The organism is Blastococcus deserti (assembly GCF_042682525.1).
In the GTDB taxonomy this organism is placed as follows: Bacteria; Actinomycetota; Actinomycetes; order Mycobacteriales; family Geodermatophilaceae; genus Blastococcus_B; species Blastococcus_B deserti.
This window is the reverse complement of record NZ_JBHUHP010000010.1, coordinates 446,411-459,357: the sequence shown is the minus strand read 5'-3', so window position 1 is coordinate 459,357 and position 12,947 is coordinate 446,411. Positions and strand designations below refer to the sequence as shown.

Here is a 12,947-nt window from a genome sequence, read left to right as displayed (position 1 = left end):
CACGCTGTTGAGTTCTCAAAGAGCGGACGCACACCAACTCCACCCTCGCGGGCTTCGTTCGAGGCGGCTTCTCGTTTGTACACCGCACAACGGTCGGACCCCGCAGGATCTTCCCGCCGGCCCCAGACGGGGTCTCGCGCGGCGCAGAGAGAAAGTTACGTCCGTCCGGGGGCCGTGTCAAACCCGTGGTCGGGTGACGCCGGACACGCGTCCGTCACGGTGCCGCCACGTCGACGACACACGCGTCGGAGCGCAGGTCAGGAGCCCGACGGACCCGTTCGCTGCACTCCGGCGACGACGCGCTTGCCTCTGCGCAGGACCAGCCATCCGCCGGGGAGCCAGGCGTCCTCCCCCGGTACGGCATCGGCGTCGGTGACCCGCTCGTTGTTGAGGTAGGCCCCGCCCTCCTTCACCGTGCGCCTGGCCTCGGACAGGCTGCTCGCCAGGCCGGTGAGCTGGAGCAGCTGAGCGATCGACGGGACCTCGCCGTCCACGGTCACGGCCCCCGCCTCCCGCAGGGCGGCGCCCAGCGTGGCCTCCCCCAGCGTGGCCAGGTCCTCGCGACCGAAGAGGGCGCGTCCCGCGGCCTCGGCCTGCCGGAGCTCGTCCGGGCCGTGGACGAGCAAGGTGAGCTCCTCGGCGAGCGCGCGCTGCGCCGTCCGTGCCGCGGGGCGTTCCACACTCTCGACGAGGAGCGCCTCGACCTCCTCCGCCGGACGCTCGGAGTACAGCGGCAGCCAGGCGCGCGCGTCGGCGTCGTCGGCGTTCAGCCAGAACTGGAAGAACGCGTAGGGCGACGTCAGCGACGGGTCCAGCCACACCGCACCGCCCTCGGTCTTGCCGAACTTGGTGCCATCGGACTTGGTGACCAGCGGGGTGGAGAAGGCGTGCACCGTGGCGGCCTCGGTCCGGCGGACGAGGTCGATGCCCGCGGTCAGGTTTCCCCACTGGTCGGAGCCGCCGGTCTGCAGCGTCACGCCGTGCCGACGGTGCAGCTCTCGATAGTCGTTGGCCTGCAGGATCTGGTAGCTGAACTCGGTGTAGCTGATGCCGGCCTCGGAGTTCAGCCGGGCGGACACCGCCTCCTTGGCCAGCATCCGGCCCACCCGGAAGTGCTTGCCCAGATCGCGCAGGAAATCGATCGCGGAGATGGGCGCGGTCCACTCGAGGTTGTCGACGTAGAGCGGCCCCTTGAGGCCCTCGGTCTCCGCCGGGACGTCGAGGAAGGGCGCGACCTGCTCACGGATCCGGTCGACCCATTCCGCGACGGTCCCCCGGTCGTTGAGCTGCCGCTCGGCCGTCGGCCGCGGGTCGCCGATCAGTCCGGTGGCTCCTCCGACCAGCACGACCGGCTGGTGGCCGGCGCGTTGCAGGGCGCGCAGCACCATGAACTGCAGCAGGTGACCGACGTGCAGGCTCGGCGCCGTCGGGTCGAAGCCTGCGTAGTAGGCGACCGGCCCCTCGGCGAGGTGGGCGCGCAGCGCCGCTTCGTCGGTGCTCTGGGCGATCAGCCCTCGGCGGTGCAGGTCGTCGATGACGTCGTTCACGGGGCACCATCCTGCCCGGCCCTGCGGCCAGGTCTCTTCCCGCCCCGCCCGGTGCCCCCCGCCCGGAACACGCTCACCGACGGCGCACCGGTCTCCCAGAACCGCCACGGGAGTTCCGTCGCCTGGCTGATCCCGACCCGCGGCCCGGCCGAGACGGTCGCCGGCGCGGAACCGTGGTGCAACCGCACGGGGCTCTCCGGCGCCAGCAGGTCGAGGCCGCGGTCGTAGGGGCCGATGCCCAGCGCCTGGGTGAGGCGGGCGGGTCCGCGGGCCAGGTCCCGTGCGACGCGGGCGGCAGGACGGCGGGCGCGGGCGACCTCCTCCCCCAGCACGATGTCGCCGGCCCGGAGCAGGACCGCGGACCCGCGCCCCTCGGGGCCGACGACGACGTTGGCGCACCAGTGCACGCCGTAGCTGAAGTAGACGTACAGGCGCCCGGGCGGGCCGAACATGATCTCCGCTCGTGGCGTGGGCCCCCGGTGTGCGTGCGACGCCGGGTCCTGCCCCTCCCCCGAGTACGCCTCGACCTCCGTCAGCCGCAGCGCCACCTGCCCCTCCGGCCGGTCGGTGACCACCCAGCAGCCGAGCAGCGACGGCGCCACGACGTCGACCGGCCCGAGCAGGTCCCCCTCGCGGACCGGCAGGCCCGGCCCGGGACGGTCGGCGGCAGCCTGCGCCGCGCTCAGAGGGCCGCCGCCACGGGCGAGACGGACGCCCAGTCGGCGTGCGCGGCGGCGAGCGCCTTGAGCGCCGTCAGCTGCTCGGCCACCCGCTCCGGCGCCGTCCCCCCGCGGGCCCTGCGGGCCGCGAGCGCGCCGGGCACGGACAGGACCGACCGGACACCGGGGGTGAGCCGCTCGTCGATGCCGGCGAGCTGGTCGTCGTCGAGCTGGTCGAGCTCGAGCCCGGACTCTTCGCAGAAGGCCACCATCGCACCGGAGATCTCGTGCGCGGACCGGAACGGCACGCCGTTCGAGACCAGCCACTCGGCCACGTCCGTCGCCAGGGCGAAGCCCTGCGGCGCGGCCGCCTCGAGCACCTCCGGGCGCAGGGTCAGGGTGGCGACCATCCCGGTGACGGCGGGCAGGAGGAGCACCAGCTGCTCCATCGAGTCGAAGACCGGCTCCTTGTCCTCCTGCAGGTCCCGGTCGTAGGCCAGCGGCAGCCCCTTGAGCATCGTGAGCAGCCCGGTGAGGTTGCCCACGAACCGGCCGGACTTGCCCCGGGCCAGCTCGGCGATGTCGGGGTTCTTCTTCTGCGGCATGATCGACGACCCGGTCGCCCAGGCGTCGTCCAGCCGCGCCCAGCCGAACTCCGTCGACGTCCAGAGGACGACCTCCTCGCCCAGCCGGGACAGGTGCACGCCCAGCAGGGCCGCGGCGAAGCAGAACTCCGCAGCGAAGTCGCGGTCGCTGACCGCGTCGATGCTGTTGTCGGCCGCGCGGTCGAACCCGAGCTCCGCCGCGACGGCGTCCGGGTCCAGCCGCAGCGACGAGCCGGCGAGCGCGCCGGCGCCCAGCGGGCTGACCGCCGTCCGCCGGTCCCAGTCCTGCAGCCGGTCGACGTCGCGTGCGATGGAGTGGGCGTGCGCCAGCAGCTGGTGGGCGATCAGGACCGGCTGCGCGTGCTGCAGGTGCGTCATGCCGGGCGCGGCGACGTCCTGGTACCGCTCGGCCAGGCCCAGCAGCGCGAACTCCAGCGCAGAAAGCCCGGACACGAGCGCCCGGACGTTGTGCCGCAGGTACAGGCGCAGGTCCGTGGCAACCTGGTCGTTCCGGCTGCGCCCGGCCCGCAGCTTGCCCCCCAGCGGCCCGAGCTTCTCCAGCAGCCCGCGCTCGAGGGCCTCGTGCACGTCCTCGTCGGCCTCGATGGGGGCGAACGTGCCCGCGGCCACCTCGGCGGACAGCTCGGTCAGCGCGCCGACCATCCGGTCCAGCTCGTCGTCGGTGAGCAGGCCGGCCCGGTGCAGGACGCGGGCGTGGGCGCGCGAGGACGCCAGGTCGTAGGGCGCCAGCCGCCAGTCGACGTCCGTCGACTTGGACAGCGCGGCCATCGCCGGCGACGGGCCGCCGCCGAAGCGGCCGCCCCACAGCCGGGTCTGGGATGTCTGCCCGGTCACGCCCCGCCACCGCCGTGCAGCCGCTGGTCGCGCGCGGCCGCCAGCTTCGACGGCATGCCCCACAGCTGGACGAAGCCCTTGGCCAGGCCCTGGTCGAAGGTGTCGCCGGTGTCGTAGGTGGCGAGGTTGAAGTCGTACAGGGAGGCCTCGCTGCGCCGTCCGGTGACCGTGGCCCGCCCGCCGTGCAGGGTCATCCGGATCTCGCCGCTGACGTGCTCCTGCGAGTCGGCGATGAACGCGTCGAGGGCGTGCTTGAGCGGCGAGAACCAGAGGCCGTCGTAGACGAGCTCGGCCCAGCGCTGGCCCACGATCCGCTTGAACCGGGCGAGGTCGCGCTCGACGGTGACCGCCTCGAGCTCCTGGTGGGCGGTGATCAGCGCGATCGCGCCGGGGGCCTCGTAGACCTCGCGGCTCTTGATCCCGACCAGCCGGTCCTCGACCATGTCGAGCCGGCCGACGCCGTGGGCACCGGCGCGCCGGTTGAGCTCCTCGATGGCCTGCAGCACCGTGACGTGGCGCCCGTCGATCGACGTCGGGACGCCGTCGGTGAAGCCGATCGTGACCTCGTCGGCCTCCTTGGGGACCGTCGGGTCCTGCGTGTACTCGTAGACGTCCTCGACAGGGCCGTTCCAGATGTCCTCGAGGAAGCCGGTCTCGACGGCGCGGCCCCACACGTTCTGGTCGATGGAGTACGGCGACTTCCTGGTCGTCGCGATCGGCAGGCCCTTCTCCTCGGCGAACGCGATGGCCTTGTCGCGGGTCATGCCCGAGTCGCGCACCGGGGCGAGCACCTTCAGGTCCGGGCCGAGGGCGCCGATGCCCACCTCGAACCGCACCTGGTCGTTGCCCTTGCCGGTGCAGCCGTGGGCGACCGTCGAGGCGCCGTGGTACCTCGCGGCGGTGACGAGGTGCTTCGCGATCAGCGGCCGGGAGAGGGCCGAGACCAGCGGGTAGCGGTCCATGTAGAGCGCATTGGCCTGCAGGGCCGGAAGGCAGAACTCGTCGGCGAACTCGTCGCGCATGTCGGCGACGATCGACTCGACGGCGCCGCAGTCGAGCGCACGCCGGCGGATGACCTCCATGTCCTCACCGCCCTGGCCGACGTCGCCGGCGACGGCGATGACCTCGGCGCCGGTCTCCTCGGCGATCCAGCCGATCGCCACGGAGGTGTCCAACCCGCCCGAGTAGGCCAGGACGACACGTTCGGTCACGGGAATTCCTCTTCCAGGTCGTTCTTCAGTTCGGGGTACACGGCGGGCGTGCGCTCGGCGAGGGCGCGCAGGCGCTCGGCCAGCGCCGGTCCGCCGTCGGGTTCACGGGAGACGACGAGCAGAGTGTCGTCCCCCGCGATGGTGCCCAGGACGTCGGGTAGCCCCACCTTGTCCAGGGCGGAGGCCAGGAACTGCGCGGCCCCGGGCGGGGTGCGCAGGACGGCCAGGTTGGCGCTGCCGTCGGCCGAGGTCAGCAGGTCGGCGAGCAACCGCGTGAGCCGGGCCGGCGCGGCCTGCGCCGGCCGGAGCGGAGCGTTCTCGGGGGGCAGCACGTAGCTGGCCGGGGCGCCGTCGGAGCCGCGCAGCTTGACGGCGCCGAGCTCCTCGAGGTCCCGCGAGAGCGTCGCCTGGGTGACCTCGATGCCGGACTCGGCGAGCAGCGCGGCCAGCTGGGTCTGCGAGGTGACCGGCTGCGCCTCGATGAGCTGCACGATCCGCGCCTGCCGGGCGCTGCGCGTGAGTGCCGTGGTCATCGGGATCGCTCCAGCAGCCACGCGAGCAGGGCCTTCTGGGCGTGGAGGCGGTTCTCGGCCTCGTCCCACACCGCGCTCTGCGGCCCGTCGATGACCGCGGCGGCGACCTCCTTGCCGCGGTAGGCCGGCAGGCAGTGCAGGACCAGGGCGTCCTCGGCGGCCCGCGCCAGCGCCGCCTCGTCCAGGGCGTAGGGCAGGAAGGGGGCGATCCGGGCGTCGTACTCCTCCTCCTGGCCCATGGACACCCATGTGTCGGTGGCCAGGACGTCCGCGCCGTCGGCGGCGGCCTCGGGATCGGGGGTCCACAGCACCGATCCCCCGGTCTCGGCGGCGATCTCGGCCGCCCGCTCGAGCACCGGCTTGGAGGGCTGGAAGGACTCGGGCGAGCCGATCCGCACGTGCATGCCTGCCGTGGCGCCGCCCAGCAGGTAGGAGTGCGCCATGTTGTTGGCGCCGTCGCCCAGGTAGGTCAGCGACCGCCCGGGCAGGGAGCCCTTGCGCTCGACGACGGTCAGCAGGTCGGCCAGGACCTGGCAGGGGTGGTACTCGTCGGTGAGGGCGTTGATCACCGGTACCCGGCTGACCGCGGCCATGGCCTCGATGCGCTCCTGCCCGAAGGTGCGCCAGACGATCGCGGCGGCCTGGCGGTCGAGCACGCGGGTGGTGTCCTCGATCGGCTCGCCCCGGCCGAGCTGGCTGGTGCCGGCATCGATCACCAGCGGGTAGCCGCCGAGCTCGGCGACGCCCACGGAGAACGACACCCGGGTGCGGGTGGAGGGCTTGTCGAAGAGGACGGCGACCGCGCGGGGCACGCCGCCCGGCGCGGCCAGCGGTGTCGGGGCCCCCGCGGTGTGCCGGGTGGCCTTGAGGGAGGCGGCGAGCGCGAGCACCTCGGCCTGCTCGGCCGGGCTCAGGTCGTCGTCCCTGAGCAGGTGGCGGGTCACTGGGGGGCCTCCTGGAGGGCGGCGTCGAGCGCCGCCGGGAGGGCCGCGACGAAGGCGTCGACCTGGCCGTCGCCGAGCACCAGCGGCGGGGCGAGCCGCAGCACGCCGGGCGCGACGGCGTTGGTCAGGAAGCCGGCGTCCCGCAGCCGGCCCTCGAGCGCCGTGGCGACGTCGGCGGTGAGGACGACGCCCAGCAGCGCACCGCTGCCCCGGACGCCGCTGACACCCGGGTGCCCGAGACCCTCGATGCCGGCGGTGAACCGGTGCTCGAGCTCCTTCGCGCGCTCCAGCAGGCCCTCGTCGCGGATGGTGTCGAGCACGGCGAGGGCCGCCGCCGCGGCGATCGGGTTCCCGCCGAACGTCGAGCCGTGGGCACCGGCGGTCAGGAGCTCCGCGGCCCCCCCGAACGCCAGGACCGCGCCCATCGGCAGCCCGCCGCCCAGCGACTTGGCCAAAGTGACGACGTCGGGCCGGAGGCCGTCGGCCTGGTGCATGAACCAGGAGCCGGTCCGGCCGATGCCGGTCTGCACCTCGTCGAGGGCGAACAGGGCACCGGCCTCCTGCGCCGCGGCGGCCGCGGCGGCCAGGTAGCCCGCCGGCGCGGGCTGGACACCGCCCTCACCCAGCATGGGCTCCAGCAGCACCATCGCGGTCCGGTCGGTGACGGTCGCCCTCAGCGCGTCGGTGTCGCCGTAGGGCACGTACCGGACCCCGGCCGGCAGCGGCGCGAACGCTTCGGCCTTCCCCGGCTGGCCGGTGAGGGCCAGGGCACCCATCGTCCGGCCGTGGAAGGAGCCCTCGGCGGTGATGACCTCGGACCGGCCGGTCAGCCGGCTGATCTTGAACGCCGCCTCGTTCGCCTCGGCACCGGAGTTCGAGAAGAAGACCCGCCCCGGCCGGCCGGCGAGCTCCAGCAGCCGCTCGGCCAGCAGCACACCGGGCTCGTGCATGGCGAGGTTGGAGACGTGGGCGAGCTTGCGCGCCTGCGCCGTGATCGCCTCGACGACCTTCGGGTGCGCGTGGCCCAGGATCGTCGTCGCGATGCCACCGAGCAGGTCGGTGTACTCGCGGCCGTCGACGTCCCAGACGGTGGCCCCCGCGCCGTGGTCGAGCGCGACCGGCGGGGTCCGGTAGTTGTGCATCATCACGGCCGACCAGCGGCGGGCCAGCTCCTCGGTGTGCGTCATGGTGCTGTGCCCTCCTTCTCCGTCGCGGCCGGGACGACCATCGTCCCGGTGCCCTCGGTCGTGAACATCTCCAGCAGCAGGGCGTGCGGCAGGCGGCCGTCGACGACGGTCGCGCGGGTCACCCCGCCCTCGACCGCCCGCAGGCAGGCGGCCATCTTCGGGACCATCCCGGAGTCCAGCGTCGGCAGGATCTCGGCCAGCTCGCGGGCGTCGATCTGCTCGACCAGGGAGTCGCGGTCGGGCCAGTCGGCGTAGAGCCCCTCGACGTCGGTGAGGACGACGAGCTTCACCGCGCCGAGGGCCACGGCGACCGCCGCCGCGGCGGTGTCGGCGTTGAGGTTGTGCAGGACGCCGTCCTTGTCGGGGCCGACGGTGGAGATCACCGGGATGTGCCCGGCCTCCAGCAGCGCCCGCACCGGCGTGGGGTCGACGGCGACGACGTCGCCGACCAGGCCCACGTCGACCGGCCGGCCGTCGACCACCGCGAACGTGCGGGCGGCGGTGAACAGGCCGCCGTCCTCACCGGACAGGCCCACCGCCCGGCCGCCGTGCTCGTTGATGAGGCCGACCACCTCGGGACCGACCTGACCGACGAGCACCATGCGGACGACGCCGATCGCCTCCTCGGTGGTGACCCGCAGGCCGCCGCGGAACTCGGTGGGGATGCCGAGCTTGGACAGCATCGCGCTGACCTGCGGGCCGCCACCGTGGACGACGACGGGCAGGATGCCGCAGGTCCGCAGGAAGACCATGTCCTCGGCGAACGCCCGGCGGCACTCCTCGTCGACCATGGCGTGCCCGCCGTACTTCACGACGACGACGTTGCCGTGGAACTCGCGCAGCCACGGCAGCGCCCCGGTCAGCACGGCGACCTTCTGCGCGTCGCCCTCCGGGTCGTGGGTGCGCATGACCCGGCTGGTGCCGACCTTCTTCCGCGGCCCTGTCGGCGGTGGCGCCACGTCGACGGCGACGTCGGGCGGCGTCGGGTCCTGCGCGTTCGGGTCGTGCACGGTGGTGACGTGGGGTTCGGGGTCCGGGTGCGGGCTCATGTGGAGTACGCCGAGTTCTCGTGGACGTAGGCGATGGACAGGTCGTTGGTCCAGATCGTCGCCTGCTCCGGGCCGGCCTTCAGGTCGACGTCGATCGTGATCGCGCGCCCGGTGAGGTCGACGCCCTCCCGCGGGTCGCCGATGGCCCCGCCACGGCAGACGGTCACGCCGTTGATCGTGACGTCGACCTGCTCGGGCTCGAAGGCGGCGTCGGTGGTGCCGATGGCGGCCAGGACCCGGCCCCAGTTGGGGTCGTTGCCGAAGAGCGCCGTCTTGAGCAGGTTGTTGCGCGCGCAGGCCCGGCCGGCGGTCAGCGCGTCCTCGACGCTCGCGGCGTTGCGGACGCTGATGGCGATGTCCTTGGTGGAGCCCTCGGCGTCGGCCAGCAGCTGCATGGCCAGGTCGGTGCAGGCGGCGGTCAGCGCGTCGGTGAGCTCCTCCGCGCTGGGCGTGACCCCGCTGGCGCCGCTGGCCATGACGACGACCGTGTCGTTGGTGGACAGGCAGCCGTCGGAGTCGACCCGCTCGAAGCTGACGCTGGTCGCCTGCTTGAGCGCCGGCCCGAGGGCGGAGGCGTCGACGACGGCGTCGGTGGTGAGGACGACGAGCATCGTGGCCAGCGACGGGGCGAGCATGCCCGCGCCCTTGGCCATGCCGCCGACGGTCCAGCTCTCCCGCGACTGCACCGTGGTCTTCGGCACGCTGTCGGTGGTCATGATCGCCCGGGCGGCGTCGGGGCCGCCGTCCTCGCTCAGGGCCCCGACGGCTGCGGTGACCCCGGCGGTCAGCTTGTCCATGGGCAGCCGGACGCCGATGAGCCCGGTCGAGGCGACGGCGACGTCGATCGCGCCGACGCCCAGTGCGGCGGCGGCGTGCTCGGCGGTGGCGTGGGCGTCCTGGAAGCCCTCCGGGCCGGTGCACGCGTTAGCCCCGCCGGAGTTGAGGACGACGGCCCGGAGCCGCTGGCCGGCCAGGACCTGCCTGCTCCACAGCACCGGAGCGGCCGGGAAGCGGTTGGTGGTGAAGACGGCCGCGGCGGCGTCGTCGGGACCGTGGTTGAGGACGACGGCGACGTCGGGGTCGCCGCTGGACTTCAGGCCGGCCGCGACGCCTGCGGCCGAGAACCCCCTGGGTGCGGTGGTGCTCACTCGGGGGCCGCCGCGGAAACGGGGAACGCCGGCGGAGCGCTCTCGTGGGGGGAGCTCACGGGGCCACCCCCACGACCGGCAGGCCGGTGGTCTCGGGCAGGCCCAGGGCGAGGTTGGCGCACTGCAGCGCCCCGCCGGCGGTGCCCTTGGTCAGGTTGTCGACGGCGGCGACGACCACGAGCCGGCCGGCGTCGGCGTCGACGGCGACCTGCAGCGCGACGGTGTTGGCCCCCAGGACCTGCGCGGTGGTCGGCCACTGCCCCTCGGGGAGCAGCTGCACGAAGGGCTCGTCGGCGTAGGCCTTCGCGTACGCGGCCCTGGCCGAGTCGGCGTCGGCGTCCGGCCGCAGCTTCGCCGAGCAGGTGGCCAGGATGCCGCGGCTCATGGGCACGAGGGTCGGGGTGAAGCTGACGCTCACCGGGGTCCCGGCCGCCTGCGAGAGATTCTGGATCATCTCGGGCGTGTGCCGGTGCACACCGCCGACGCCGTAGGCGCTCACCGAGCCCATGACCTCGCTGCCCAGCAGGTGCGGCTTGGCGCTCTTCCCGGCGCCGGAGGTGCCACTGGCGGCGACCACGACGACCTCGGGCTCCACGAGACCGGCGGCCAGCGCGGGGGCGAGGGCCAGGGTCACCGAGGTCGGGTAGCACCCCGGGACGGCGATCCGCCGGGCGTCGGCCAGCTTCTCCCGCTGGCCGGGCAGCTCCGGCAGGCCGTACGGCCAGGAGCCGGCGTGCTCACCCCCGTACCACCGGGCCCAGGCCGCCGGGTCGTTGAGCCGGTGGTCGGCGCCGCAGTCGATGACGAGGGTGTCGGCGGGCAGCTGCGCGGCGATCGCCGCGGACTCTCCGTGCGGCAGGGCCAGCACCACGACGTCGTACCCCGCCAGGGACGCCGCGTCACTCGGCCGGACCTCCAGGTCGGCGAAGGGCAGCAGGTGCGGCTGCAGCTCGCCCAGGCGTCGGCCGGCACTCGAGTTGGCGTGCACCCCGGCCAGGCGGAGGTCCGGGTGCCCGGCCAGCAGCCGGCACACCTCCCCGCCCGCGTACCCGGTGGCGCCGGTGACCCCGACCGTCCACGTCTGCCCTGTGCCCACGATGCATGATTATGCACTATCCCGGATGATCGCCCAACCGGGGTGCGCCGGTCGACCGCAGCGGATCGCCGGTCGCGGTACGTCCGTCGGTCCCGCGCCGCCGGTGGCGCGAGGGCGCCGGCCACGGCGGGACCCCTGCCCGCTCCGGTGGCGCGGTGCCGGAGGAGCGCGGTAGACCACCTCATGGCCAGCGGCTTCGACCCCTCCGAGTACGGCCGGCACATCGCCGAGGTGTACGACGAACTCCACGCCGACCTCTCCCCGGAGGCGGCCCTGTCGGTGATCGCCGGGTACGCCGCCGGCGGCGCGGTGCTCGAGCTGGGCATCGGAACGGGGCGCATCGCCCTCCCACTGGCCGCGAAGGGCCTGGACGTCGAGGGCATCGAGGGCTCCCCGGAGATGGTCGCGCAGCTCCGGCGCAAGCCGGGCGGCGAGGCGCTGCGGGTCGAGGTGGGCGACTTCTCGACGACCACGATGGACCGCCGGTACGCCGTGGTGGTGCTCGCCTACAACACGATCAACGCACTGCCGTCGCAGGACGCGCAGGTGCAGACGTTCCGCAACGCCGCGGCCCACCTCGACCCGTCCGGGGTCTTCCTCGTGGAGAACTGGGTGCCCGACGTGGCGGGGTTCCACCACGGGCGGGCCGTCCGGGCGCACGAGGTCGCCGAGCGTCACGTGATCGTCGAGGTCGCCGAGCTGCGACCCGCGGAGCAGCGGATCAGCGCGACGCGGCTGGCCTTCACCGCCGACGGCGTCCGCCTCCTGCCGGTCGACCACCGCTACGTGTGGCCGGCGGAGCTCGACCTGATGGCACGCCTCGCCGGCCTCCACCTCGAGGAACGCTGGCAGGACTGGGAGCGGCGCCCCTTCACCGACCAGAGCACCACCTACGTCGCGGTGTACCGCCGGGACGACTGACCGTTCCCCGGCCGGCGGCTGCTCAGGTCGACAGTTCCGCGCACGCACGTTATGACTGCACGGCGACCGTCGGGCAGCCCGGTAGCCAGGTGAACAGCACCTGTCCCGTCCGCCCGTCCCGGGGGCCGCGACGGAGGAGACGTGCGGGTGCCCATGGCGAGGGGTCCGGTGAGCTCGGAGCTGTCCCGCGCGCTCCGCGGCGACCGCGACCGGCTACCCGCCCTCCGCGACGCCGCCGGCGAGCTCTCCCGGCGACTCGCGGCCGGGAACGAGCCCGGCGCCGTGCTGACCGACGACGACCTGCAGCTCTGCCTGCACCTGCTCTACGAACTGCACTACGCAGGCTTCGACGACGTCGACCCCGCGGCCGAGTGGTCACCGGAGCTGCTCGGGGTCCGGGCGGTGCTGGAGGGTCCGTTCGAGGACGCGCTGCGGGCCGAGGCCGCGCGCGTCCGCCTGCCGGCCCCGACAGCCTCCGCCGTCGCCGACGGGCTGGGCGCGCTGACCGCCGACGACGACGGGCCGTCGCTGTCGGCCTTCCTCGCGCGAGCGGCCACGGCCGGGCAGTTCCGCGAGTTCGTCGTCCACCGGTCGGTGTACCAGCTCAAGGAGGCCGATCCGCACACCTGGGCGCTCCCCCGGCTGACCGGCCGCGCCAAGGCCGCGCTGGCCGAGATCCAGATCGACGAGTACGGCGGCGGGCGTCCCGACCGGGTGCACGCCGCGCTGTACGCCCGCGCCATGCGTGCCCTCGGGCTGGACGACACCTACGGCGCGCACGTCGACCGGGTGCCGGCCATCACCCTGGCGACCGTGAACGCGATGTCCCTGTTCGGACTGCACCGCCGGCTGCGCGGGGCCGTCGTCGGGCACCTGGCCGCCTTCGAGATGACCTCGACGGTGCCCAACCGCCGGTACGGGGCCGGCCTGCGCCGGCTGGGGTTCGGCGCGGACGCGACCTGGTTCTTCGACGAGCACGTCGAGGCCGACGCCGTGCACGAGCAGATCGCCGCCCACGACATGTGCGGGAGCCTGGTCGAGGACGAGCCGGCCCTGCTGGCCGACGTCTTCCTCGGCGCGGCCACCGCGCTGCACCTGGAGCGGCGCTTCGCCGAGCACGTCCTGACCGCGTGGTCGTCGGGGCGCAGTTCGCTGCGGACCAGGGGCGCGGCCGTGGGTTCGGTGGCCTGAG

Annotated in this window: 12 protein-coding genes; 2 read left to right on the top strand and 10 right to left on the bottom strand. The window is 74.0% G+C overall.

Annotated features, from left to right (window positions below; genetic code table 11):
• Positions 1-257: 257 nt before the first annotated feature.
• From tyrS to argC, 10 genes are read right to left on the bottom strand one after another with little or no spacing between them, the layout of a single operon-like run.
• Positions 258-1,547, bottom strand: coding sequence for a tyrosine--tRNA ligase (gene tyrS, locus ACFSHS_RS12990; protein WP_376876464.1), 1,290 nt, complete (start codon positions 1,545-1,547; stop codon positions 258-260).
• Positions 1,544-2,170, bottom strand: coding sequence for a DNA-3-methyladenine glycosylase (locus tag ACFSHS_RS12985; protein ID WP_376876476.1), 627 nt, complete (start codon positions 2,168-2,170; stop codon positions 1,544-1,546). Before ACFSHS_RS12985 ends, tyrS begins: the two co-directional genes overlap by 4 nt.
• Before the next feature lie 59 nt (positions 2,171-2,229).
• Positions 2,230-3,666: an argininosuccinate lyase gene (argH, locus tag ACFSHS_RS12980; protein WP_376876461.1), complete on the bottom strand. Its 1,437-nt coding sequence runs from the start codon at positions 3,664-3,666 to the stop codon at positions 2,230-2,232.
• On the bottom strand, positions 3,663-4,877 hold the full coding sequence (locus ACFSHS_RS12975; RefSeq protein WP_376876458.1) for an argininosuccinate synthase: 1,215 nt from the start codon (positions 4,875-4,877) through the stop codon (positions 3,663-3,665). The genes argH and ACFSHS_RS12975 overlap by 4 nt, the downstream gene beginning before the upstream one ends.
• The gene (locus ACFSHS_RS12970; RefSeq protein WP_376876455.1) at positions 4,874-5,410 is read right to left on the bottom strand and encodes an arginine repressor; all 537 of its coding nucleotides are present in this window, start codon (positions 5,408-5,410) and stop codon (positions 4,874-4,876) included. The genes ACFSHS_RS12975 and ACFSHS_RS12970 overlap by 4 nt, the downstream gene beginning before the upstream one ends.
• The gene (gene argF / locus ACFSHS_RS12965) at positions 5,407-6,354 is read right to left on the bottom strand and encodes an ornithine carbamoyltransferase (RefSeq protein ID WP_376876452.1); all 948 of its coding nucleotides are present in this window, start codon (positions 6,352-6,354) and stop codon (positions 5,407-5,409) included. Before argF ends, ACFSHS_RS12970 begins: the two co-directional genes overlap by 4 nt.
• Positions 6,351-7,541, bottom strand: coding sequence for an acetylornithine transaminase (locus tag ACFSHS_RS12960; protein ID WP_376876449.1), 1,191 nt, complete (start codon positions 7,539-7,541; stop codon positions 6,351-6,353). The genes argF and ACFSHS_RS12960 overlap by 4 nt, the downstream gene beginning before the upstream one ends.
• The gene (gene argB / locus ACFSHS_RS12955; protein WP_376876446.1) at positions 7,538-8,590 is read right to left on the bottom strand and encodes an acetylglutamate kinase; all 1,053 of its coding nucleotides are present in this window, start codon (positions 8,588-8,590) and stop codon (positions 7,538-7,540) included. Before argB ends, ACFSHS_RS12960 begins: the two co-directional genes overlap by 4 nt.
• Complete coding sequence (gene argJ / locus ACFSHS_RS12950; protein ID WP_376876443.1) at positions 8,587-9,738, bottom strand: bifunctional glutamate N-acetyltransferase/amino-acid acetyltransferase ArgJ; 1,152 nt, start codon at positions 9,736-9,738, stop codon at positions 8,587-8,589. Before argJ ends, argB begins: the two co-directional genes overlap by 4 nt.
• Before the next feature lie 55 nt (positions 9,739-9,793).
• Entirely contained in the window at positions 9,794-10,834 is a 1,041-nt protein-coding gene (gene argC / locus ACFSHS_RS12945; RefSeq protein ID WP_376876440.1) for an N-acetyl-gamma-glutamyl-phosphate reductase, read from the bottom strand.
• A 183-nt stretch (positions 10,835-11,017) separates the two neighbouring features.
• Here argC and ACFSHS_RS12940 point away from each other — a divergent pair, with 183 nt between their 5' ends.
• Together ACFSHS_RS12940 and ACFSHS_RS12935 are read left to right on the top strand one after the other, a co-directional pair.
• A complete protein-coding gene (locus ACFSHS_RS12940) occupies positions 11,018-11,755 on the top strand; it encodes a class I SAM-dependent DNA methyltransferase (protein WP_376876437.1) in 738 nt (245 codons plus the stop codon).
• Positions 11,756-11,908: 153 nt separating this feature from the next.
• Positions 11,909-12,946, top strand: coding sequence for an iron-containing redox enzyme family protein (locus tag ACFSHS_RS12935; RefSeq protein WP_376876434.1), 1,038 nt, complete (start codon positions 11,909-11,911; stop codon positions 12,944-12,946).
• Position 12,947: the final 1 nt, after the last annotated feature.

Bases quoted from the DNA above. Each gene is read 5' to 3' on its own strand.
- ACFSHS_RS12935 (WP_376876434.1), top strand. From the start codon at position 11,909: ATGGCGAGGGGTCCGGTGAGCTCGGAGCTGTCCCGCGCGCTCCGCGGC.
- ACFSHS_RS12960 (WP_376876449.1), bottom strand. From the start codon at position 7,541: ATGACGCACACCGAGGAGCTGGCCCGCCGCTGGTCGGCCGTGATGATG.
- ACFSHS_RS12970 (WP_376876455.1), bottom strand. From the start codon at position 5,410: ATGACCACGGCACTCACGCGCAGCGCCCGGCAGGCGCGGATCGTGCAG.
- ACFSHS_RS12940 (WP_376876437.1), top strand. From the start codon at position 11,018: ATGGCCAGCGGCTTCGACCCCTCCGAGTACGGCCGGCACATCGCCGAG.
- argB (WP_376876446.1), bottom strand. From the start codon at position 8,590: ATGAGCCCGCACCCGGACCCCGAACCCCACGTCACCACCGTGCACGAC.